28 protein-coding genes are annotated in these 23074 nt (G+C 49.0%); 22 read left to right on the top strand and 6 right to left on the bottom strand.

Annotated features, from left to right (window positions below):
• The first annotated feature begins 14 nt into the window (after nucleotides 1-14).
• The 7 genes from B5F87_RS14330 to B5F87_RS14360 are packed head-to-tail and all read left to right on the top strand — an operon-like array spanning nucleotide 15 to nucleotide 6353.
• A complete protein-coding gene (locus tag B5F87_RS14330) occupies nucleotides 15-485 on the top strand; it encodes an XF1762 family protein (protein WP_087282209.1) in 471 nt (156 codons plus the stop codon).
• Nucleotides 472-747 (top strand): DUF4315 family protein, encoded by a 276-nt coding sequence (locus tag B5F87_RS14335; RefSeq protein ID WP_087282211.1) that lies wholly within the window; start codon nucleotides 472-474, stop codon nucleotides 745-747. Before B5F87_RS14330 ends, B5F87_RS14335 begins: the two co-directional genes overlap by 14 nt.
• Nucleotides 737-1891 carry a DUF4366 domain-containing protein gene (locus tag B5F87_RS14340; protein WP_087282213.1) on the top strand — a complete coding sequence of 385 codons (1155 nt, stop codon included), beginning with the start codon at nucleotides 737-739 and terminating at the stop codon, nucleotides 1889-1891. The genes B5F87_RS14335 and B5F87_RS14340 overlap by 11 nt, the downstream gene beginning before the upstream one ends.
• Entirely contained in the window at nucleotides 1888-3993 is a 2106-nt protein-coding gene (locus B5F87_RS14345) for a type IA DNA topoisomerase (RefSeq protein WP_087282215.1), read from the top strand. The genes B5F87_RS14340 and B5F87_RS14345 overlap by 4 nt, the downstream gene beginning before the upstream one ends.
• Nucleotides 3980-4474 (top strand): hypothetical protein, encoded by a 495-nt coding sequence (locus B5F87_RS14350; RefSeq protein WP_087282217.1) that lies wholly within the window; start codon nucleotides 3980-3982, stop codon nucleotides 4472-4474. The genes B5F87_RS14345 and B5F87_RS14350 overlap by 14 nt, the downstream gene beginning before the upstream one ends.
• A 14-nt stretch (nucleotides 4475-4488) precedes the next feature.
• Nucleotides 4489-6159 carry an antirestriction protein ArdA gene (locus B5F87_RS14355; RefSeq protein ID WP_087282218.1) on the top strand — a complete coding sequence of 557 codons (1671 nt, stop codon included), beginning with the start codon at nucleotides 4489-4491 and terminating at the stop codon, nucleotides 6157-6159.
• Nucleotides 6156-6353, top strand: a complete 198-nt coding sequence (locus tag B5F87_RS14360) for a hypothetical protein (RefSeq protein ID WP_087282220.1) — start codon at nucleotides 6156-6158, stop codon at nucleotides 6351-6353. Before B5F87_RS14355 ends, B5F87_RS14360 begins: the two co-directional genes overlap by 4 nt.
• A gap of 179 nt (nucleotides 6354-6532) precedes the next feature.
• On the opposite strand, the gene B5F87_RS14365 is transcribed toward B5F87_RS14360, so the two are convergent.
• The 5 genes from B5F87_RS14365 to B5F87_RS14385 all read right to left on the bottom strand — a co-directional run bounded on the left by B5F87_RS14365 (nucleotide 6533) and on the right by B5F87_RS14385 (nucleotide 10018).
• Nucleotides 6533-7252, bottom strand: coding sequence for a hypothetical protein (locus tag B5F87_RS14365; protein ID WP_087282221.1), 720 nt, complete (start codon nucleotides 7250-7252; stop codon nucleotides 6533-6535).
• A gap of 93 nt (nucleotides 7253-7345) precedes the next feature.
• On the bottom strand, nucleotides 7346-7675 hold the full coding sequence (locus B5F87_RS14370) for a DUF6050 family protein (protein ID WP_087282224.1): 330 nt from the start codon (nucleotides 7673-7675) through the stop codon (nucleotides 7346-7348).
• A gap of 102 nt (nucleotides 7676-7777) precedes the next feature.
• Entirely contained in the window at nucleotides 7778-9121 is a 1344-nt protein-coding gene (locus B5F87_RS14375) for a relaxase/mobilization nuclease domain-containing protein (protein WP_087282226.1), read from the bottom strand.
• Entirely contained in the window at nucleotides 9082-9411 is a 330-nt protein-coding gene (locus tag B5F87_RS14380) for a MobC family plasmid mobilization relaxosome protein (protein WP_087282228.1), read from the bottom strand. The genes B5F87_RS14375 and B5F87_RS14380 overlap by 40 nt, the downstream gene beginning before the upstream one ends.
• A 247-nt stretch (nucleotides 9412-9658) precedes the next feature.
• The gene (locus B5F87_RS14385; protein ID WP_087282230.1) at nucleotides 9659-10018 is read right to left on the bottom strand and encodes a helix-turn-helix transcriptional regulator; all 360 of its coding nucleotides are present in this window, start codon (nucleotides 10016-10018) and stop codon (nucleotides 9659-9661) included.
• A 202-nt stretch (nucleotides 10019-10220) separates the two neighbouring features.
• Between B5F87_RS14385 and B5F87_RS14390 the strand changes: the two genes are divergently transcribed.
• The 10 genes from B5F87_RS14390 (at nucleotide 10221) to B5F87_RS14435 (ending at nucleotide 18596) form a co-directional block, all read left to right on the top strand.
• Nucleotides 10221-10841 (top strand): TetR/AcrR family transcriptional regulator, encoded by a 621-nt coding sequence (locus B5F87_RS14390; RefSeq protein WP_087282232.1) that lies wholly within the window; start codon nucleotides 10221-10223, stop codon nucleotides 10839-10841.
• Nucleotides 10838-11725, top strand: a complete 888-nt coding sequence (locus tag B5F87_RS14395) for an ABC transporter ATP-binding protein (RefSeq protein ID WP_087282234.1) — start codon at nucleotides 10838-10840, stop codon at nucleotides 11723-11725. The genes B5F87_RS14390 and B5F87_RS14395 overlap by 4 nt, the downstream gene beginning before the upstream one ends.
• A gap of 12 nt (nucleotides 11726-11737) precedes the next feature.
• Nucleotides 11738-12529, top strand: coding sequence for an ABC transporter permease subunit (locus B5F87_RS14400; RefSeq protein ID WP_087282236.1), 792 nt, complete (start codon nucleotides 11738-11740; stop codon nucleotides 12527-12529).
• An 11-nt stretch (nucleotides 12530-12540) separates the two neighbouring features.
• Nucleotides 12541-13326 carry an ABC transporter permease subunit gene (locus tag B5F87_RS14405; RefSeq protein ID WP_087282238.1) on the top strand — a complete coding sequence of 262 codons (786 nt, stop codon included), beginning with the start codon at nucleotides 12541-12543 and terminating at the stop codon, nucleotides 13324-13326.
• Between the two features lie 46 nt (nucleotides 13327-13372).
• Nucleotides 13373-14737, top strand: coding sequence for a radical SAM protein (locus tag B5F87_RS14410; protein ID WP_087282240.1), 1365 nt, complete (start codon nucleotides 13373-13375; stop codon nucleotides 14735-14737).
• Between the two features lie 122 nt (nucleotides 14738-14859).
• Nucleotides 14860-15066 (top strand): cysteine-rich KTR domain-containing protein, encoded by a 207-nt coding sequence (locus tag B5F87_RS14415; RefSeq protein ID WP_087282242.1) that lies wholly within the window; start codon nucleotides 14860-14862, stop codon nucleotides 15064-15066.
• Between the two features lie 520 nt (nucleotides 15067-15586).
• A complete protein-coding gene (locus B5F87_RS14420) occupies nucleotides 15587-16021 on the top strand; it encodes a sigma-70 family RNA polymerase sigma factor (protein ID WP_087282243.1) in 435 nt (144 codons plus the stop codon).
• Nucleotides 16006-16245: a helix-turn-helix domain-containing protein gene (locus tag B5F87_RS14425; RefSeq protein ID WP_087282245.1), complete on the top strand. Its 240-nt coding sequence runs from the start codon at nucleotides 16006-16008 to the stop codon at nucleotides 16243-16245. The genes B5F87_RS14420 and B5F87_RS14425 overlap by 16 nt, the downstream gene beginning before the upstream one ends.
• 390 nt (nucleotides 16246-16635) lie before the next feature.
• Entirely contained in the window at nucleotides 16636-16824 is a 189-nt protein-coding gene (locus B5F87_RS14430; RefSeq protein WP_087282247.1) for a transposon-encoded TnpW family protein, read from the top strand.
• Nucleotides 16825-16910: 86 nt separating this feature from the next.
• Nucleotides 16911-18596: a recombinase family protein gene (locus B5F87_RS14435; protein ID WP_182466491.1), complete on the top strand. Its 1686-nt coding sequence runs from the start codon at nucleotides 16911-16913 to the stop codon at nucleotides 18594-18596.
• Between the two features lie 92 nt (nucleotides 18597-18688).
• Here the strand turns inward: B5F87_RS14435 and B5F87_RS14440 are convergent, their stop codons facing one another.
• Entirely contained in the window at nucleotides 18689-19006 is a 318-nt protein-coding gene (locus B5F87_RS14440; RefSeq protein ID WP_009259791.1) for a helix-turn-helix transcriptional regulator, read from the bottom strand.
• Between the two features lie 289 nt (nucleotides 19007-19295).
• On the opposite strand from B5F87_RS14440, the gene B5F87_RS14445 reads away from it, so the two are divergent.
• The 5 genes from B5F87_RS14445 (at nucleotide 19296) to B5F87_RS14465 (ending at nucleotide 23074) form a co-directional block, all read left to right on the top strand.
• A complete protein-coding gene (locus B5F87_RS14445) occupies nucleotides 19296-20084 on the top strand; it encodes a hypothetical protein (RefSeq protein WP_009259792.1) in 789 nt (262 codons plus the stop codon).
• 19 nt (nucleotides 20085-20103) lie between these two features.
• Entirely contained in the window at nucleotides 20104-20412 is a 309-nt protein-coding gene (locus tag B5F87_RS14450) for a hypothetical protein (protein WP_009259793.1), read from the top strand.
• A gap of 70 nt (nucleotides 20413-20482) precedes the next feature.
• On the top strand, nucleotides 20483-22012 hold the full coding sequence (locus B5F87_RS14455; protein WP_050625184.1) for a DNA methylase: 1530 nt from the start codon (nucleotides 20483-20485) through the stop codon (nucleotides 22010-22012).
• Nucleotides 22013-22136: 124 nt separating this feature from the next.
• Nucleotides 22137-22517 (top strand): hypothetical protein, encoded by a 381-nt coding sequence (locus B5F87_RS14460; protein ID WP_242964492.1) that lies wholly within the window; start codon nucleotides 22137-22139, stop codon nucleotides 22515-22517.
• A 344-nt stretch (nucleotides 22518-22861) separates the two neighbouring features.
• Nucleotides 22862-23074, top strand: coding sequence for a DNA-binding protein (locus B5F87_RS14465; RefSeq protein ID WP_182466495.1), 213 nt, complete (start codon nucleotides 22862-22864; stop codon nucleotides 23072-23074).

Below are 23074 nucleotides of genomic sequence, written 5' to 3' on the forward strand. Positions count from 1 at the left end.
AGGAGGCGGATACCATGCTTATCTTAAAGCCGGTATCCCTGGCAGACGCAAACGCCTTTGTCGCTCTCCACCACCGCCACCATAAGCCGGTCCGGGGGCATAAGTATTCCCTGGGCTGCTTCAAAGATGGGCAGCTTGTAGGCGTGGCGATCACCGGGCGGCCTGTCAGCCGATATCTGGATGACGGCCTCACCCTGGAGGTCAACCGCTTGTGTACTGACGGTACCCGGAACGCTTGCAGCTTTCTCTATGGAGCGGCGGCGCGGGCAGCGAAAGTCATGGGATACCGAAAGATCATCACTTACATTCTGGATACCGAGGACGGAGGGAGCCTGCGGGCGGCGGGCTGGACCTGTGCCGGTTTTGCCGGAGGCAAGGAGTGGACGGGCAGGCGCAGGCCTTCCGAGCCGCTATATCCGGCGCAAATGAAGTATCGCTATGAAAAAATTTTGAATGGAAAGGAGCCTGAACATGGCAACTGTTGAGAAAATCCGCAATGATATTGCGAAAACGAAGGAGAAGATCGCGGAGCTTCAGAAGAAGCAGCGGGCATTGGAGGCCCAGCTTGCGGAGGAAGAAAACCTGGAGATCGTCCGCATGGTGAAGGCTGTCAAGATGGATAACAAGGAGCTGACCGCCTTCCTGAAAGCCTATGCCAGCGGCCTGATCACGCTGCCGGAGGATATGATGGCGGCGGACAGCGGCGCAGAAATAGAAGAAACGGAGGATTTTGAGCATGAGGAATAAAGGAATTATGCGGCTGGCGGCCGCTCTCTTGGCGGTGGTGCTGTGCATCCCCGCCTTTTCTATGACCGCCTTTGCGGGCGGCGGCCCGGAAGTGGGCACAGAGGAAACCGGCGAAACCAGCACTACATCCACGGACAGCCCGGAGCATGGCGACGATACCGCCGGGCTGAAGGATATGGATATTACAGACCTGCTTTCCGCACTGTCCGGCTTTGGAGTGAGCGCCCGTATTACGGATGACGGTATCCAGATCAGCAGCGGTATGGAGGATACCGGGGACCATCAGACCGGCACCGTGACTACCAACGGAGGAAACTTAAATGTCCGCAACGGGGCGGGGCTTGACAATACTGCTTTTACCCAGCTCCCCAACGGGACATCGGTTGAGGTCATCGGAACAGACGGCGACTGGATCAAAATTCTTTTGCCGGAGCGGGTGGGCTATGTCTATTCTGATTATCTGACCATCAGCGATACAAAACCGGGAACCGCTGGCGGAGACAGTTTCTCCTTCTCCCTGGGGAAAGAGGAACTTTCCGGCCTGTTGGAGCTGTTCACGGGCAGTCTGTCGATTGGAGGCAGCGACGCCCTGACCCCTGACGGGAACCTGTCGCTGATCGATGATCTTGGCAGCATGGCCGGGAGCGGCAAGCAGTTCATTACCGTGGAAACCAAAACAGGCAATGTCTTTTATCTGATTATCGACCGGGACGATAAGGGTGAGGAAACCGTCCATTTTCTGAACCAGGTGGACGAGGCCGATCTTCTGGCGCTCATGGATGGGGAGCAGGCTGCGGAAACACCCATTGTCTGCACCTGCAAGGATAAGTGCGCGGCCGGTGATGTGGATACCTCCTGCCCTGTGTGTAAAAACAACATGAGCGAGTGTACCGGGAAAGAGCCTGTGACGGCTGTGGAACCGGAGCCCGACGAGCCGGAGGAACCCGCTGCCGAGAAAAAAGGCGGGGCCGGTATGATCCTGGCGGTGCTGCTGATCCTGGCGGCTGGCGGCGGCGCGGCGGCTTATTTTCTGGTGCTGAAACCGAAGCAGGGAAAGAAAGTGCCGTCTGACCTGGACGATTTTGACCTGGAGGATGAAGAAGAATATCTCTCCGAGGACGAGGAAACGGAGGAAACTGAATGAAGCTGATTATTGCGGAAAAACCGAGTGTAGCAAAATCTATCGCGTCGGCCCTGGGTGCTAAATCCAGGGCCGATGGCTTTTATAAGGGAAACGGCCTGATCGTTTCCTGGTGTGTGGGCCATCTGGTCTCCCCGCTGGACGCGGCGGGCTATGACGAAACTTTCAAGAAGTGGCGCTATGACGACCTCCCGATCCTGCCGGAGCCCTTCCGCTATGTGACCGCCCCCGGCAAGGAGGACGCCTTTGAAAACCTCCGCTCCCTGATGGATCGTGCCGATGTGGACGCTGTGGTCAATGCCTGTGACGCCGGGCGCGAAGGAGAGCTGATCTTCCGGCTGGTGTATGAGATGGCCGGCTGCCGCAAGCCTATTCTGCGCCTGTGGATTTCCTCTATGGAGGATACGGCGATCCGGGAAGGGTTTGACGATCTGCGCCCCGGCGCCGAGTATGAGGCTCTATATCAATCTGCCCTTTGCAGACAAAAGGCGGATTGGCTGGTGGGGATCAATGCCACCCGCCTTTTCTCCGCCCTCTACCACCGCACCCTGAATGTGGGGCGCGTCCAGACGCCTACCCTGGCAATGCTGGCGGACCGGGACTGGAAGATCAGCAGCTTCCAGAAGGAGAAATACCATCATGTGCGGCTGAAGGTGGACGGGGCCGAGACGGTTTCGGAGAAAATCGCTGATCCGGCGGAGGCCGAACAGGTCAAGGCTGGCTGTGTCGGTATGCCTGCGGTCTGTACCTCCGTTACCCGTGAGCAGAAAAAGGAGCAGCCCCCGAAGCTGTACGACCTCACCACCTTGCAGCGGGAGGCGAACCGGCTTTTCGGCTACACGGCGAAACAGACCCTTGACTACGCCCAGAGCCTCTATGCCGAAAAGAAGCTGCTGACCTATCCCCGGACGGACAGCCGGTATTTGACCTCCAACATGGCGGAAACGGCCTCCTGTATCATCCACCTGGCGGCGAAGGTGCCGCCTTTTGACGGGTGCAGTTCTTTCTTTCCGCTGGTGGAGGCCATGATTTCGGACAAGGACGTATCCGACCATTACGCCATTATCCCTACAATGGAGATTGAAAAGGCGGATATCGGCGCCTTGCCTGTGGGTGAGCGCAATTTGTTCCTTCTGGTCTGCTGCAAGCTGCTGTGTGCGGCGGCGGAGCCCTATGTGTATGAAACGGTCACGGCCACTTTCGACTGCGGCGGCCGTTCCTTCACGGCAAAGGGAAAGCATGTCCTTTCCGAAGGCTGGCGGGAGATCGACCGGATTTTCCGTTCCTCCCTGAAGGAAAAGCAGGCGGACGAGGACGGCGGGGACGGTGATCTGCCTGGCTTCACCGAGGGGCAGGCCTTTGAAAATGTGGGGACCTCCATCACGGAGCATTTCACTTCACCCCCGAAGCCCTATACCGAGGATACCCTTCTGGCAGCTATGGAGCGTGCCGGTGCGGAGGACATCCCGGACGACGCCGAGCGCAAGGGCCTGGGAACCCCGGCGACCAGGGCGGCCGTCATTGAAAAGCTGGTGGCAGCCGGTTTTGTGGAGCGCAAGGGCAAGAGCCTGATCCCCACAAAAGCCGGGATCAACCTGGTCACGGTTTTACCGGAGCCGCTGACTTCCCCCATGCTCACCGCTGAATGGGAGCAGCGCCTTACTGCTATTGCAAAGGGTGAGGCTGATCCGGGCGGATTCCTGGACGGTATCCGGGATATGGTATGTGATCTTGTCAAGACCTACTCCCAGATATCCGAGGACGGGCAAAAGCTGTTTGCCCCGGAGAAGGAAGTGATCGGCCTCTGCCCCCGCTGCGGAAAGCCGGTGTATGAGGGAAAGAAGAATTTTTCCTGTTCGGACCGGGCCTGTGGGTTCGTCCTCTGGAAGAATGGCCGCTTCTGGACCTCCCGCAAGAAGGAGCTGACAAAGAAAATGGCGGCTGACCTTCTGAAAAAGGGCCGTACCAATGTCAAGGGGATGTGGTCTGAAAAGAAGGGCTCTGCCTATGACGCGGCGGTGATCCTGGACGACACGGGCGGCAAGTACATCAATTTTAATCTGGAATTTCCCAAAAGAAAGGATGGTGCCAATGGCAGGAAATAAACGAATCGAGAATTTACCCGAAGTGAGGGCGGCGGTGGCCGCCCTCTCCCCGGAGGATAAGGAGCTGCTGGCGGCGGTCCAGGAGTCTCCCTTCCACCTGACTGCCCCGGAGCAGTTCCGGGAGTTTGCGGAAAATATTGACTATTTCGTGTTTGAGCCGAACATCCATGACCTGAACGATTTGGGATGGCGCTATCTGGCGCAGCATTTGGATACACGCCTTCCCCCGGAACTGCTGGACGCCATTGATCCCGTCCCCTTCGGCCGGTATGCCATGAAGGAGGAACAGGGGCACTTCACCGAACACGGATACATTTCCCTTTCCGGCGACGAGTGGCAGCATGAGCAGACGGCGGACCGCTCCCACCGGGAGGCGGAGAAAAAGCCCTCCATCCGGGAGCGGCTGGAACAGGGCAAGAAGGAATGTGCCGGCAGGCAGACGCAGCCCCAGGCAAAGGGCAAGCCTGAACCGGAGCTTTAAGGAGGTGTTGATCTATGCCGAGTTATGGATATGACAAGGACTATCCCTTTGCCGCCTTCATCACCAATTTAGGCAAGTACAACGAGGGTGAGCTTGTGGGTGAATGGGTGAAGTTCCCCACCACCGCCGAGGAAATGAAAAAGGTGTTTGAACGTATCGGGATCGGCCAGAAGGATGATTTTGGCAATCCCTATGAAGAATGGTTCATCACGGACTACGATTGCTATGTGGACGGCATCTATGACAAGCTGGGTGAATATGAGAGTCTGGACGAGCTCAACTACCTAGCGTCGAAGCTGGATGATATGAAGTCCTGGGAGTACGATCAGTTCTGTGCGGCTATGGAGATGGGCGACCATTCCGGCAGTGTGCAGGAGATCATCAATCTCACCGAAAATCTGGACTGCTACGATGTGTACCCGGATATCCACGACTATGACGATCTGGGCCGGTATTACATTGACGAGCTGGACGCCATGCAGGTGCCGGAGCATTTGAAGAACTACATCGACTATGAAGCCTACGGCCGGGATGTTGCCCTGGATGAAGGCGGCGACTTTACCTATCTTGGTTATGTCCGGGATACCGGGAGCTCCTTCCATGAGTATTACGACGGCGAGCGCGGCAGTATCCCGGAGGAATACCGGGTGATGACCTTCCAGGATGATATCCCGGAAGAAGAATTGTCTGAATGGGCTATGGATATCGCCTACGATCTGGACGAGTTTTTCCGGCAGCACGATCCGCAGTATGCGGCGGAGCACCCGGAGGAACACGCGGCGAAAGAGGAAATCTATGAGAGCCTGACCGCTGGCCGCATTTCTGCCCTGGATGAAAAGCTGGCGGAGCTGGGCCAGACCCAGGAGGACTACTTATCCTCCGAGCTGGAAAAATACAAGGAGGCTTCCGGGTATGAGGCGTCTTTGGATATCAGCGAGGAACCGGCCCCGGAGGACAGCTTTTCCATCTATCAGCTAAAGGGCGGGGATGAAACACTGGATTACCGCTTTGAGCCGCTGGACAGTATCCACCGCAATGGTCTTTCCGTGGACCCGGCAAATTATGAGCTGGTCTATACCGCACCGCTGACGGAGCGCGACAGTCTGGAAAGCATTTATACCCGGTTCAACATGGACCGCCCGGCAGACTTTACGGGGCACTCCCTGTCCATATCGGATATTGTGGTGCTTCATCAGGACGGCAAGGATACCGCCCATTACTGTGACCGCTTCGGCTTCTCCCAGGTGCCGGAGTTCCTGCAGCAGCGGCAGCCAGAGCTTACCCCGGACGCCCTGGAGACCGGTGAAACGGTGCGGACGCCCAGGAGCAGCTTCTATGTGACGGCCATGAGCCGGGAGCAGATGGAGGCGGCCGGGTACGGCTTCCACCATCAGTCAGAGGATGGGAAATATCTCATTATGGGGAACGGCACACGGGCCTTTGCGATTTCGGCAGAGCCGGTGCAGGAAAAGGACAATCCCCTTCGCACCGCTGAAATGACCCTGGAGGATGACTACGGCATGATCGACGGGGTTATCAATAACGGCCGCCGTGGTGAAGAAGCGGAAAAAGCAAAGCCCTCCATTCGGGAGCGGCTGGAGGACGCGAAACGGGAGTGTTCGGAGCGCAAGCCCCCGGAGAAGGGCCGCCCCGGCCGTGACACGCCGGAGCATGGCGAGCTATGAGCCGGAGCAAGAAATGGCGGCTGGAATGGTCCTTCTTTTTAGGTGCGAACGGCAGACGGCAGTATAATAAGGTCTGCCAGGGCTGCGCCCATGACTGCAAGCAGAGTTTCCGGGCGGAGCTGGTGGCCTGCCCCCATTACCTTTCCAGACGCTCAAAAAACTGCAAGGATAAGGGTTCAAAAAGGGCAAAATAATCTCCTGCATCGGCTTTTCCAACAGGTGCCCTTGTGATTTTCCATGGGAGCCTGTTTCTGCTGATATGCAGGGATAAAGGCTGATTTTCACACACTTCTCATAACGCAAAACGGGAGTACAGCTTCTCGGTTCGTCCGATTGGCTGTACTCCCGCTCTTTCTTTTATGTAATCCACATTCTAACTGCAATTATTTTTAACAAACTGTACAATGTCTGAGTTTACTTCCATTATACGCTGATCCATTTCCATTTCGGAAAGGCTCATCCACTTATATGATGTTCCATCAACTTCAAACGTACTTTTCTTCAATTGAGAGGGAAAATTTTTTATCGATACAAGATATAATCTGTGGCAATATACCCTGTTTTCTTTATGGCTTACCGAAAATTTTTCGTGAATGCTTTGAGCAATATATCTAATAGAAATATCAGAGGCATCAATTTTTAATCGATGGGATACGGCTGATATAATAAAGCTCTCATTGTTGATGTTCTCCTTGAAATTAAGAAATAAATCACAAGACCACCTTGAATCAAAATATAGCAGAAATCTGTTAGGATACTTCGAAAAAGAATCTTTTATTGCAATAATAGAATGATTATGAGTAATCTGATTCAGTTTATTTATATCAGCAAAAAGATCAGCGGCCGTGTATGTGTTTTTTAGGCTATTATAAACATCATGTATGCTCTTCCCTGTAAAAAATATTCCAATTATGATAAATGTGCACTTAAAACAAATTCCAGGAATACCTAATATATCACGATAAGAAGCCAAGAACACAGACACCAGAAATGAAACTGCGGATAAAACACTATCCCACATTACTGTTTTGCCTATAAATCGCTTCTTTTTCTCAAGAAGTAAATTTAGTTTCGTTTCATCAAGTAAAATCATGGCTATTCCCTCTACATTTGATAATTCATTATATACTGTTTTACACTGAACATCAAGATTCCATATAAGTAATTTGAGAACAAATATGATTTTTTATCTCATTATCCGGTATACGGTCAACGGTACATAGCATACGGCAACGATCAGCCGCCATACCAGGACGAAACCGCCGATCACGCCGCCCAGGATGAAGTTGAGCGCAAACAGCACTAGGCCGCCGCCGAAGGAGCCGCCGCCCGGTATGATCCAGAGGCACATCCGATGGAGGCCGAAGGGCAGGCCGCAGAGTATCCAGAGCCACACATAGTCCAGCTCGCCGTCCTTCATACAGGCGGATTTGAAAAAAAAGTATAACAGCATGGCCGCCGCAACAGGCAGCACGCTCTTGATGAAAAATGCTTTGATCGCTTCACTTCTTGTCATAAGGCAAGACCTCCTTCCATGCCTCTATTATACAAAACGCCTTGGACAGCGCCCAGAGCGTTCAGAAAATCATTTGCAAACAATCTGCGAACAGGGCAAAAATCATTCAAGCTCATGCCGCTTTTGCTGCTCCTGTTCCTTTGGTACAGAAAGAAGGGCATCCACATTCTGGCGGATGGTCTCATACTCCTGGGCCTCGCTCCTGGCAGCTCGATATTCCGCAAGCAGCGCGTCTTTCTTTGCGGTGAGTTCTGCCAGTTTCTTTTTCATGCTCTCCGTGGAGGGCAGCGGTACGGCGCCCTGCTTCTTCAATTCCCTGGCGGCAGCTTCAAATAGGATGATCTCGCTCTCATGGCCCCGCAAAAACTTCTCCTTGTCTCTGGACTGGCGATAGCGGTCATACATTGGCTTCAACTGACGATAGGTGGCGGCGTGCTTCATCACAAGGGATAGTTCCGCTGTCCGGGTTTCTATCTCTTTGATGGAGGCGTGAGCGATATCCCTCCGCTCTGTCACGGCGGCAAGTCTGCTTTCCAGCTCTCCATAACTGGTGATCCCTTGCTCCGTCAGGAAGTTCATCGTCCTGGCTGCCTGTTTCAGATTGTTCAGCTTCGCCCAATGCGCGAACCCGGCGCTCTGCTGGGCCTTGATGTTGTTCTGTATGTCAATGAGCAGGCTGATCTTCCCGTCACGCTGCCTTGGCTGTCTGAACGGTCTGGAGCGTCCGGCGATCCGGGCGGTGATGGCTTCCTCTGTGTAGTCTACGCCCAGGGTTTTCATCCGGGTGAACCGTTCTTGGCGGTCGGCGCGGCAGGAAATGTACTTACCACGCTTGATCTCATATCCTTCCCGCTGCAGGTGAAGGAGCAAATCTTCAAAATCGGTGGAGACGGGGATTAGTCGGTCGATGGCGGCTTTCAGTTTTGCCTTGTAGCTGGTCCCGGCCTGGGTGGCGGTGTGCTCAATGTAGCTCTTGCCCTTGTCCTGCCCGGGGATGATGACGGACAATCCATGTTCTTTACAAATACGGTCGCTGGTGCGGCGGATGTAGTGATAGCTTCGCTTATTGGAATGGTAGTGCTTGTGATCCGTGAAGCTGACCGCATTGAAAATCAGGTGGTTATGGACGTGATCCTTGTCTATGTGGGTGGTCAATACAAACTCATACTTGCCGCCCAGGATTTCTTTTGCAAGCTGCATCCCGATCTCATGGGCTTCCTCCGGTGTCACCTCTCCAGGCTCAAAGGCTTGAATCAGGTGGCGGCCCAGGTTGGCGCCCTTGTCGATGGAATGGCGGCGGGTCCACTCAAATTCAATGTCCGCTGTTTCGGCGGTGCAGCCATAAGAGGAAACAAACAGCTTTCCATCCGTCTTGACCGGATTGCAGATATAGTCAATGGCCGCTTTCAGCGTTGACTTGATAGGATGCGTCTTTGTAACTGCCATATCTCGTCCAGCCTTTCCCGGATTTCCTCCATGTCCGCCTGATAGGGGGAGCCGGTAGCATTGATCCGCTTTGCGATCTGGTTGATGTTCCGGCCGATGGCGGCCAGCTCCGAAGTGAACGCCTTGATATCTGTGGTGTCGGTGTAGATGATAAAGCCGTCAATCGCCATCTTCCGAAGATAGGCGCCATAACGCCGGGTGGGGAGCTGGGCCATCTTCTCGTCAATGAGGCGCTTTTCATCCTCCGTCACATAAAACTTCATTTGGATATTCCGTTTTCGGTTCGCCATGCGCCGCCTCCGTTCTCTATAAGGGTTTGGGATTATCCCAACAAGCATTTTTCATTTTCGGGCAAGGGACCTGAAAATCCGAAAAATCGCAAGCGGGTACTCGCTTGCTGTGCTTGCTATCGTTTCTTTTCCCGTACCTATGTAATACCGAAACCTTCACTTTTGCTACCTTCCGGGCAAAGAAAAACGCTACAAACGGTATTCATTCATAGCGTCATTTAATCCATATTCAATTGTGCCGGGAACATCATTCTTCATCCTCCGCTCTGGCATCCAACATAGCCTGAACGGTGGCAGTGATGATTTTGATTTCTTTCTCACTCAGGCCATCAAGCAGGGTATCAAGCTGCCGGCGGGCTGTGGTCTTGCCGTCTGCGTGATCTTCAAAGAGAAACTGATCCACCGAGATATGATAGCGGGAAACAAGCTCAAAGAAAATCTGGAGGCTTGGATGTTGTCCCTTATTTTCAATATTGGCAAGATAACGGGGCGAGAGATACATTTCGTCTCCCACCTTGTTCCTGGACTCCTTGCGTCCGTTCCTTGCCGCTTTGATTGCGTCCCCGAAGGGCTTAAAATTATATTTTGGTACTGGTCTTTTTGCCATATTCATTCACCCTACTACATTTTACTGTTCACCTTTCTCTCTGGATATGTCCACACAGTTCTTATCGATAGCTAAAATAATTCATATTTTGGCTTAGCATTTCACGATAATCGTAAAATATCCTATTGACCGAATCGGTTATTTATGATATACTTGCCTTGAATGACCGAATCGGTTATTTAGAAAGGAGAGTATACCAGCAATGGATAAGTTTTTGGCACTTACAGAAGAAAAGCAAACAACGATCCGCAATGCAGCTCTGGCCTGTTTTGCAAAGCATGGATATGAAAAGGCATCCATCAACGATATTGCCGTAGCGACTGGCATTTCTAAGGCTTCTATCTTCCAGTATTTTGGAACGAAGCAGGCCCTCTACGAGTACCTGTTTTATTACTGCTCATCACAAATGAAGCAAGCATACGAAGCATACGATCTGAGCACCTTAGATGCAAACGCAGACTTTTTTGACCGGGTGTGGGCAGCCAGCGTAATGAAGGTAAAGAATTTAAAAGAGAATCCTTACATTGCGGCTTTTATTGGCAGTGCCGCAACAGAGCAGTCACCAGATTTAAAAGACATTTTGACCTCCGCAATGGAAGAAGGTAAGAGATTTACAGAAGTATTGGTTCTGCATGAACAAGATAGCGTAAAATTCAAACGTCCAGAGGACGCAAAGCTGGTTTTTCAGATGCTGATGCTATTGGCAGATGGGATCGTGTCCCGGTTTGAAAACGGAATCGACTATGACAGCATCATGTCGGAATTTGAAAGCATTCTGCATATGCTGAAGTACAATTTTTATAAGGAGGAATATCTGCTATGAGTGAACCCATGATTGTTTTAGAGGGACTGACAAAAAGCTATGGAAAGCACCGTGGAATCGAAAACATTAGTTTCTCAGTCAATTCGGGAGAGGTTTTCGGCTTTATTGGACCAAATGGAGCCGGAAAATCTACTACAATCCGCACTCTGATGGGACTGTTAAAGCCCACTGGAGGTTGTGCTTCCATTTTTGGATTGGATTGTGGACAGTATGCGGCTGAGATAGCAAAAGACGTGGGCTATCTACCCAGCGAGAACTGCTATTACAATGATCTGAAAGTTAGAGAAATGCTCCAGTATACAGCGGATTTGTACGGTATGGATTGCAACAGCAGGATGGAGGAACTGGCAGAACGGCTGAATTTGGACTTGTCACGAAAGATACAGGATTTGTCCCTGGGTAACAAGAAGAAAGTCGGTATTGTATCGGCTCTGCTGCCCTCACCCAAACTGCTCATTATGGACGAGCCTACCAGCGGACTTGACCCGCTGATCCAGCAGACGTTCTATGAAATCTTGCGAGAAGAAAATAAAAGGGGCATGACCGTCTTTTTGTCATCCCATGTATTGAGTGAGGTACAAAAGCTGTGCGACCGTGTTGCAATCTTACGGGAAGGAAAGCTGATAGATGTTCAATCTATGGAGGAGCTTCGTGGAAATGGATATAAAAAAATTTCACTGACCACAAAGGAACCCATCATGAAGGGCTTCTTCTCTATTCCTGGAGTGGCAAATCTGAAACAGGGGCAGGAATGTACCTCTGCATCCTTTATGTTCAGCGGGAACACCATGACCATCATGGACAAACTTCACCAGTTGAAACTGGAGGATATTTTCATTGAGGAACCTTCACTTGAAGAAATATTCCTCCATTATTACGAGTAGGAGGATAGGGATATGGTTGTCTTTCAATATGAATGGAAACGCAGTAAAAAAAGCATCTTGATTTGGGCCATTGTTCTTGCGGTTTGTATTTTCTTTATGACACCAGTTTATTACGGTCTGATAGGAATGACGGATTCTCTGCCAGAGAATTTTGCGCAAGGCGGTTTTTTTGAAACTGTTGGGGTGTCTCTTGATCTATTGATGAAACCGCTGGGAATGTATTCATTTCTTACTGGCTTTTTTATGATTGCTGGTGGGATTTTCGGGATGCACTTCGGCTTATCCCTGCATACTAAAGAGTGTACAGAAAATACGTCAGAATATTTGTTTACAAAACCTTGTGGACGTCGAATGATCTACCGGGGAAAGACACAATGCTTGCTTGGCGGCGTGTGTGTAGTAGGAGGCGCTTATCTTGTGGCATCACTTGTAACGATGCTACTGTTCAAGCCCGGATTTTCGTTAGGAGAGTTTTTCCTGTTGGCAATCTCCTTTTTCCTTGTTACCTTGTTTTTTGGAGCATTGGGGCTGTTATTAGGAAGCTGCAAGCCAAACAATCGATCTCCTCTATTGACGGCAGGCTTAATTGTATTCCTGGAATATTGCATCACAGCCTTTTCCAGAACGGTAAGTAATCGTATGATTGGATTTCTGTCTCCATTTTCTTTTTTCAACCCCTCAGAAATACACAAGCTGAGATTTTATGAATGGGATTACTTGATTTGGTATATTTTTCTGGTGGCGGCTTTTTTGATCCTGTCCCATGCAGTATTGATGAAGCGGGATATTAAATTTGTGGCATAGGAGGTAGGAGAATGAAAGCATTGATAAAAAAAGAATTGCGTCTATCAAGGAAGTTTTTGCTAATCTGGATGGGAATTGTTCTGCTCCTTTGCTGCTTTGCTTATTTTGAATTCCTCTCAATGCGGAACACTCTTGGAGAACTGGCGGAAATGATGAATGCCTTTCCCAAAATTCTTATGATTATGTTCGGGATAGGTGAAAAACTGGATTCTGCTTTAGGTTGGTACGGCTGCATTTATTTCTGGGTAGCTATCCTAACTTACAGTTATGCAGTCTATCTTGGCATTTCCAGTGTTGCAAAAGAGAAGTCGCAGGGAACGGCGGAATATCTGTTTACAAAGCCAGTGAGCCGAAAAAAAATCGTTGAAGCAAAGGCTTTAGCCTGTGTGTGCAATTTGTTTATACTTGCAGTATTTAGTGGATTGTGCAACTATTTTACCTCCATCCTGCCTTTGGGAGGACTGGAGCAAAAGGGGGCTGCTGTTACGACTACAATCGGCTTGTTCTTAACGGAGGTCATACTGTTTGCCCTGGCTCTTTTGATATCTGGCATTAACCAAAACTATAAAAGAGCGATTCGTCTGGGAGCAGGGTTGTTGCTGGGATTCTATGGTATTTATATCGTGGCTGAATATCTGGAAATTCCGGCGTTGTATTACTTGACGCCGCTGAAATATTTTGATGTTTATGCGGTAGCTAGAGAAGGAATCAATATTGCTTTTTTGTTGTTAGCGGCTGTCATTGTTGCAATTTCGATTGCTGTGGCAAGAAAGAAATGGGCAGGCAGAGAAATGTAAGATTGAGGGAAAAAAGCATTCCATAATAAGGAGAAAGGAACGCCATATGAGTAACTCTATAAAAGCGGCTATGCAGAATTTTGCGGTCAGTCAAGCCCTGAAGTACATAGAGGGCAATCCAGAGGAAAATATCCCTAAACTGATGGAATTGGTCGATAAATATACGCCTGAGGATTGGTATTCCAGCCAACGTAATGCTATCCGCGAAGCTATTGAAGAAAAAAGCAATTGGTATCAGCTAATCCTGCGACTGTATGAACTTGCCCCCGGCGTCCGCAAAGCGTTCTTCCAAAATTTCCTGTTTAACGCCAGCCTAAAGGGAGGCGCCATTCAGGAAGAAGCAAAGGAGAAGTATGGCTGTAATATTCCTTGGGCTATCCTTCTCGACCCTACTTCCGCTTGCAATCTATGTTGTACTGGCTGCTGGGCAGCGGAGTATGGTAATAAATTAAACCTCAGTTTGGAAGATATCAACTCCATTGTCCGTCAGGGCAAGGAGCTGGGTACCTATATGTACATCTACACAGGCGGTGAACCGCTGGTGCGGAAAAAAGACATTATTAAACTGTGCGAGATGCACCCGGACTGTGAGTTCCTGGCGTTTACCAATGGTACGCTCATTGACGAGGAATTTTGTCATGAGATGCTCCGGGTTAAGAATTTCGTTCCTGCCATTTCTCTGGAGGGCTTTGAGAAAGCTAATGACAGCCGGCGAGGTCAGGGAATCTATCAGAAAGTGCAGGATGCTATGGCCCGGATGAAAGCTCACAAGCTGCCCTTCGGCGTTTCCACCTGTTACACTAACCGGAATGTGGAGGATGTGAGCAGTGAAAAATACTTTGACCTAATGATCGACAGCGGTGCACTGTTTGTATGGTTTTTTCACTATATGCCAGTAGGTAATGACGCTGCGCTGGAACTGCTTCCAACCCCGGAGCAGCGGGAGGAAATGTATCACCGCATCCGAGCTTTCCGGCAGACAAAGGCTATTTTCAGTATTGATTTCCAGAATGATGCGGAATATGTAGGTGGCTGCATCGCCGGAGGGCGGAGTTATCTACATATCAATGCCAAGGGTGATGTAGAGCCATGTGTGTTTATTCATTACTCTAATACTAATATCCATGATGTCGCTTTGTTGGATGTCCTTCGCAGTCCGTTGTTCATGGCATATCACGATGGACAACCCTTCAACGAAAATATGCTTTGTCCATGTCCCATGCTGGAAAATCCGGAAAAGCTGCGGAAGATAGTAGCAGACACCGGAGCGGTGAACACAGACTATCAAAGTCCAGAGAGCGCCAACCACCTGTGCGACAAGACCACGCCCTATGCTGAGAACTGGAAGGATACGGCAGACAGGCTATGGCACGATCATGGAGTGTGCACGAGCAGTGGCGGGGAGCTGTGATACATTAACATTATCTATTACAACAAATAATGGAACTTCTGTTACTGTGGCAAAAAAATCTGGGCAGGCAGAGAACAGTAAATTCAGTTTGAACATTATTGTTGGGGGTGGCGATAAGAAAAATGATACATAATGCCTCGATAGGGGATTTTGAGTGGTTATTATGTCCTTTTTGCAGTAGCAAAACACGCATCAAAATGCGCTCGGATACAGAATTAAAAAACTTCCCTTTATTTTGCCCTAAGTGCAAAAAGGAAATGTTAATCAATGTGAAAAATCTGAAAATTTTAGTTATCACAGAGCCAGACGCACAGACGCAGAGCCGATAACGCGCAACTAAAAAGCGGTTATTGGCTCTGCATTTTTGATAGATTATGTGACTGCCAACCGCATATAACACAAAATCGTTGTTTGTTGGTTGGCTTTGTTTGAACACAACGGCGGTTTTGAAAAATCAAGGCCGCCGTTCTTTTGTCCTCCAAAGGAATGACGTCCTGGTGCTGACAAACACGGCGGCTTATGGAGGGAGCCGCCGTGTTTCAGAAATGCTATCGACATAAACCGACAGACAATAAACTGTCAAAAAAAGTGTAGCTCCCCCATCGGGTCATTCCGGTCACAACTATGAACACATAAATCATGTAAATACTCTTAATAATTCCTTTACGCCCGTCTGCGTTTTGCAGACGGGCGCTTTTTTCTGTTTATGCGAGCCTTCGCTATCCAGCGGAGCCTTTCATAAAAATTTTCTTCCCTTTGCGGTTGCTGATTTGGCGATCCCTGCATTACTGAGGCGAAAAGGGAGGAAATCACCACCCCGCACCTGCGGGCGCGAAGGGAGGTGAGAAAATGAAAGACTCCAATGAGCAGCGTATTCAAAATCAGTTTGGCGCTTTTTGTACCACGGTTTTGAAAAACGAGGCAAGGTGTATTCAGCGTGAATGCGCCCGCCGCCGGGAACAGGAAAAGCCCCTGGACGAGCTGACAGCTTCCGAGCTGGAGCAGACCGCCACATGGGACAAGTATTTCATGGACGAGCATGTCTTTGAGGTACAGGGTCTCCCGGTAGTCGTGACCGGCAATCTTCTGGCCGAGGCCATAGCGCAGTTGCCGGAGGGCAAACGGGACGTGATCCTACTGTCCTACTTCCTGGGTATGAGTGATCGCGAGATTAGCGAGCGGCTGAATGTCGTCCGTCAGACCATATCCAAACGGCGGCTTGTCACGCTGAAAGAATTGCGCGAGTATCTGATGAAGGAGGGATTTGAATGGCCGGACAAGTGAAACCTATCCCGGTGCCTGTGATCCTGGCAGCCGTGGCCGGCGACGAGGATGCCCTTGCCGCCGTGGTCGCTCACTATCAGAATTACATCCGGGCTCTTGCCACCAGGCCGCTGAAGGACGAATACGGGAATACATACCTGTATGTCGATGAAGATATGCGGCTCAGGCTTGAAACGAAGCTGATCCACAGCATCGTGACGGGCTTCAAGGTATTGTCGGCCTAAAACCGTTGGGGCAAGTTTCACTCCCTTTCCTTGCCCCGATGGTCCGGCAATGAAGCTCCATGCTCTTTGAAAAAGAAAGCCCGGTGGGAGGCCTCCGGTGCAGTATAAGGCAGACAGATACATTCTGTTCTGTATCGAGCCATACGGCCGGTGCGCCATGACCTCCCAGGAGTGAGCGACCCACACCAGGCCGCAAAGCAGGCGTGGCAGCTTGCGGGCGACGACATACAGGCAGGTTAAAGATACTCGCGCGTTGAACGCCCACAAAGCATTGCGCGCCGCACCCATAAGCATGGGCCGGGGTGAGACTCCCGTGGAGCTGTGCCAGCAGCCGTCCGTTTTGCCTCTTTTATTCGTTATTCAACTTGCAAATAATGAAAGGGGTAATTTATGCAAGAAGATAGAACCTTTGAAAAGAAAGATATAAAATATGCCCCGCCTGTGCGGAGCGAAAAGAAAATCGGAAATACAACCTTCATCGTCAATTCCTTCTTTCCTGAGCAGGCAAAAGACGGTGTGGTTTCTAAAATAGAAAGGCTTATCAAGGACGAAGTCCGAAAAAAAGCCATAACAACTTGACCTCCATAGGCAGACAAAACCCAAAAAGCGCGGTAAAATAAGTGTAGAACTTCATACCGTGTTTGACTGCCAGATTGGAGGTTATTATGTTTTATCAGTCAAACACCGCTGCCGCGCTTCAATTCCCTTACGCAATTATGAGCGCCGAAGAAATCACCGCTTTATATTGCAGATTGTCCCAGGACGATAAACTGGAGGGCGACAGCAACAGTATTATCAATCAGAAGAAAATCCTGCAAAAATACGCTCTTGAACATGGATATACCTACTTCCGCTTTTACATTGACGACGGTATTTCAGGTACGACATTTAATCGCCCTGGGTTTCAGGAAATGATTTCCGATATTGAGGCTGGTATCGTCAAACGTGTTATCATCAAGGATATGTCCCGTTTCGGCCGTGACTATCTGCAGGTGGGTATGTATACGGAAATCATGTTCCCGGAGCACGATGTTCACTTTATCGCCGTGAATGATGGTGTGGACAGCGCCCAGGGCGACAATGAGTTTACCCCTTTCCGCAATATCATCAATGAGTGGTATGCGAAGGACACCAGCAAGAAAATCCGAGCTGTGATGAAAGTTAAGGGAAACGCCGGAGAGCATTTGACAAGCAATCCGCCTTACGGGTACATGAAATCCCCTGACGATCCGAAACATTGGATCAAGGAGGATGAACCGGCCCAGGTGATGTATGAGATTGGCCTTTATATCATGGACGGTCTCGGGCCTTCACAGATTGCGCGAAAGCTGAAGGAAAGAAAAATCCTTACTCCGGCTGCCTACTACGAAAGCAAAGGGATGAAAACCAATGTCAAGAAACAAGGTGATCCCTACGCTTGGGACTCCTCCACCATAGCGGATATGATGGGCCGCTGGCGTGAATACCTGGGCCATACGGTGAACTTCAAAACCCGGAAGAAATCCTACAAGAGTAAAAAGACCATCCAAAACCCTGAAAGTGAATGGGCCATCTTTGAGAATACCCATGAACCTATCTGGACGGAGGCAATGGCCGATGCGGCAAGGTTGGCAAGACAGACCAGGCGCCGCCCGACAAAGATGGGAGAAATGGGGATGTTCTCCGGCATGATGTATTGTGCCGACTGTGGCTCGATCATGTATCAGTGCAGGGCGACAGGTTTCCGCAGGGATCAGGAATACTATATCTGTTCCGGGTATCGCAAAGGGAAAGATGTGTGTGGGGAGACCCATTCCATCCGAACCGTTATCCTGGAGGAATTGATCCTTGATAACCTCCGGGAGATCGTTTCCTTCGCGAGACAGCACAAAGAGCGGTTTGTTCAGATGGTCATGGATATGGACCTGAAGGAGCGTAACAAGGGACTTGCCAAAAAGAAAAGATTGTTGGCTGATGCTGAAAAGCGGATTGCAGAGCTTGACAACATTTTCAAGAGACTGTATGAGGACAACATTTCTGGCAAGCTCACGGACGAGCGTTTCCGCAAATTGTCCCAGGACTATGAGGGCGAGCAAGGCGGCCTGAAAAATCAAGTGCTTCTGCTCCGTGAGGAAATCGAGGCAGTTGAAAGCAAGAGTGCTAATGTTGACAGGTTTCTATCCATCGTTGACAGGTATACGGAAATCCCGGAGTTGACGCCCCACATCCTGCATGAGTTTGTTGAGAAGATCGTCATTTACGCAGCGACCGATCCGCACAGCAAGGTAAATCGCAGGCAGCAGGTAGATATCTACTACAAGGGCATCGGTATCCTGGAAATCTCGAAAGTTTTTGATACACGGCATAAATGAAAGAAACGGCATAGCCGTAAGCTATACCGTTTCTCTCTCGCCCTACAATGTTTTCTTATTAGGATTGCACATTACGGCTCCCCTGATATTTCTTATTCTTCTGTCAGAATGCGGAATGCATTCAGGATCTTCATTCTCTCCCGATGCGGCAGATGAGAAATCCGATTGGATAGCTCACAGGCTGCGCTCTCCGTGGCATGGTCAACTACATCAATCAGCAGTGAATCTGCGGAAACGCCCAGTGCGTTTGCGATGGCTACAAAAGAATCCAGATTGGGAATCTTAAGACCTCGTTCTATTACGCTCACATGAGTGGGGCTGAGATCGACCAACGCTGCCAGTCCTTCCTGTGTTAGTCCCTTTGCCTCACGGGCAGCTTTGATCCGTTGTCCAACAGCTTGTGCGTCCATCTCGTCACATCCTCCTTTAGAACTATTTCTCGTTCCCCTTTAGTATATCGGTCATCTTCTGTGTAATACAGAAGATAAAGAACATGAAATAGTGCTAAAGAACGAATTGCGTGAATTTATCTGTATTCCGGTCTGCAGTGTTTGAGATGGATATATTTATGTATATGAAAATGGGTTTGACAGCTTTCGAGCAGGTTTGGACTGTTTTTTTCGATTGGATCTGCTATAATTTTGATAAGCAGATGATCAACGCCAGCAGAATAACATCTCAGTAAGGAAGGTGACTGATTTGGACAATGAGTTTTTTGTGGACAGCAGGGATTATCTCTATCAGCCATTTAGCCATGAGGGTTTTTCCGGGCAACTGCTTTTGGCAACTCCGGTAGAAGAAGGTCTGGCACCTCTTATCGTAAAGCAGGAACAGCCATGTTCAGCCTGCTGTGAATTCGTATATTCCCGGCTCGCAAAGGAAATGCAAATTCCGGTTCCGCAGGCGTTCCTGGTAAAAAAGAGCGCCCGCAAAGAGAGCTGGCCGTTTAAGACACCTTATGTTGTTGGAATCACTTACTTGGAAGGACTGCATCCATTCACAACGGAAGACCTGCAAAATTCTATCAATATGGCTTTTGAGTATGCCTGTCACTATGCTTTGGCGGTCATGTTCGAGCAAATTGATGCGGTGCAGATAGCAGCAACGCCTGACGGAAATCTTGTTGGCTTTGATTTTACGGATTGCTTCCGTCTTAGTGATTTGACCGAAGCAATATTAAAAAAGCAGGATACTTTGCTAATCCATTTCCTGAAAATGCTACTGAACGCATTCAAACAGGATGATTTTTCATCTTCTGCAAGACTTGGTGCTGAAGTGGTTGCGAAGCATCTTGGCGTTCCTCAGATACCGGCAGTATACCCATTCTACCTTGAGCCGATGAAGCGATTCTGTAGGATTGGAAATGAGCAGATCAAAGAGATTTTGGAAGCACTGGATGAGGTGTATCCGGTGGCAATCAGTGTATATTTTGAAGAATACCTGGCTGAATTAAAGCTGAAAATCAGCAAGTATCTTGAAACTATTTAAGACGAAGGAGGCTATTATTATGAAGTACAAACTGTATCGTTCTTTTGGTGACCTGGACAAAGATGTGAAAAAGCATGAATTAGTTGCTGTCGAGTATGGCAGTACGATTGAAGACGTAGAGGACGCACTGATAAAGGATGTGGCCGATGATTTGGCTGGTGACACCAAATATGCTGGATGTGAAACATCTGCCTATGCGCCGGAAACTATAAAGAGTTTCCGAAAAGTGAAGCGATATAACTATGAAATGATGGGGATTGTTTATCCGCACTACGCAGAGACGAATGTACTGATTGACTATGGCATTATAGAGGAATCGGAAAATTGAGAGTTTGAAAAATAGTTACTGCCTGGATGCCGCACCTGCCTAAAATTTGATGAGAAGGAGGCGTCGAACAATGTCAGATAAAACATATATTGCCATAGATTTGAAATCGTTCTACGCTTCCGTTGAATGTATGGAGCGCGGTCTTGATCCGATGACAACCAATCTGGTGGTCGCAGACGCCAGCAGGACGGAGAAAACCATCTGCCTTGCGGTATCTCCGGCTTTGAAATCCTATGGGATTCCCGGAAGACCCAGACTGTTTGAAGTCGTGCAAAAGGTCAAAGAGGTCAACTCCTTACGGCAGCAAAAAGCGCCGGGACGGAAACTGACAGGTTCTTCAGTTCAGGATGGAGAACTGAAAGCAAATCCCGCTTTAGCTGTAGACTATGTGGTGGCACCGCCGCAGATGGCACATTATATGAAAATCAGTGCCAGGATTTATGGGGTGTATCTCAAATATATCGCGCCGGAAGATATTCATGTTTATTCGATTGATGAAGTCTTTATTGACGCAACCAGTTACTTAAGAACGTATCAGTTGACAGCCCGTGAGTTGGCAATGAAAATGATTCTTGATGTTCTGGACACTACTGGAATTACTGCGACAGCCGGAATTGGCACGAACCTGTATCTCTGTAAAGTTGCGATGGATATAGAGGCAAAACACATTTCTCCGGATCGGAATGGTGTCCGGATAGCTGAACTGGATGAAATGTCTTACCGGCGCTCCTTGTGGTCACATCGCCCTTTGACTGATTTCTGGCGGGTGGGAAAAGGGTACGCAAAAAAATTGGAAGAGCATGGTCTTTATACGATGGGGGATATAGCCCGCTGCTCGGAAGGTAAACCGGGTGACTACTACAGCGAGGAACTTTTGTATCAGCTCTTCGGCGTCAATGCGGAATTATTGATTGACCATGCCTGGGGCTGGGAGCCTTGTACGATTGCCGACATCAAAGCCTACAAACCGGAAAGTAACAGTGTCGGCTCCGGTCAAGTGCTGCAGTGTCCATACCCGTTTGAAAAAGCAAAACTTGTTGTGCGGGAAATGACCGACCTGCTGGTTCTTGATTTGGTGGATAAAGGGTTTGTGACAAATCAAATTGTTTTGACAGTCGGTTATGATATTGATAATCTGAAAGACCCAGCGCGGCGAAAGAAATATCATGGAGAAATCAAGACAGATCGGTATGGACGAAGCATTCCAAAGCACGCCCACGGTACTGCCAACCTGAAAAAATACACTTCCTCCACTCGTCTAATTACTCAGGCTGTGATGGAACTGTTTGACCGAATCGTAGATGAAGAGCTTCTAGTACGCAGGATTAACATGGCTGCTACTCATGTTATTACTGAGGCAGAAGCACAGACACAAAGTGAAAACAGCTTTGAGCAGTTAGATTTATTTACAGACTATTCCGCTCGTCAAAACCTGCGGGAAAAGGAAAATGAGGAATTGGAGAAGGAGCGGAAAATGCAGGAAGCCATGTTGGAAATCAAGAAAAAATTTGGCAAGAATGCAATCCTGAAGGGAATGAATTTGCAGGAAGGTGCAACGGCAAAAGACCGCAACCAGCAGATTGGCGGTCATAAAGCATAAAAGTATTTGCACTGGCGAACATCCGGAAGAGGTGATAATTATTTTACAAGATAGAAATAACCCAAATAATTCTTATGGTGATATTATCAATCATCCCCATCATGTCTCCACACGGCACCCCAGAATGGCGATGACAGATCGGGCAGCTCAGTTTTCTCCATTCGCTGCGCTGACCGGATATGGAGGAGTGATAAAGGAAACCGCTCGGCTGACAGATCGCAAGCTGGAGCTTTCTGAGTCGGAAAAAGCAGAGCTGGATTATAAGCTGCAGATGGCTTGTGATTATCCCGGAGAAAAGCCAGCGCTTACAATTACTTACTTTGTTCCGGATCAGAGAAAAGCTGGCGGTTCTTACCATACGATTTCCGGACAGATTAAGAAAATAGATGATTACCAAAAGCAAGTGATTCTGATGGATAAGACGCGGATTGATATTGACTGCATTCTCGACATAGACGGACAAATCTATGATCTCGCCAATGAGTCAGAAACAGATTTTGATTAAGCTCATGATCGTCATACCGTATTTTCGATGGAACGCGCAGCGTAAAGCGTTCGGGACGAATGCGCAGCCCCGTATCACCAGATACGGATCTTCAAGGGGATTGGGGATTCCCCCAACGAGAAAAATACCGATGTAGCCTAGAAAGCTGCACCGGTATTTTTGCCTTTGTATATACAAAGGCCCTGCTCGCCAATTTGCCAATTTGTACAATTTTCATTAAGGCAAAACTACATTTAGCTTGTCGTCAGTTGGTGACAAGTGCTCGTTGACTTCATTCGCAATTAGGCTTACAATAAATCATGGATTGTTATATATTCTGCTTGAAAAAGAGGACGAAATATATGATAGAGTATCTTTCAATACGGCAAACTGCTGAAAAATGGGGCTTATCAAAGCGCAGGGTACAGGTTCTATGTACGGAAGATCGAATACCAGGAGTGATTCGTATTGATTCCACCTGGGCTATTCCTTTCAATGTTGAAAAACCTGCTGATGCTCGTATAAAAAGCGGTAAATATAGAAAATGTTTGAAAGACATATCGAAAGATAAAACATGA

Origin of the sequence: Eubacterium sp. An3 (genome assembly GCF_002159465.1) — a bacterium.
Classification (GTDB): domain Bacteria; phylum Bacillota; class Clostridia; order Lachnospirales; family Lachnospiraceae; genus Anaerobutyricum; species Anaerobutyricum stercoris.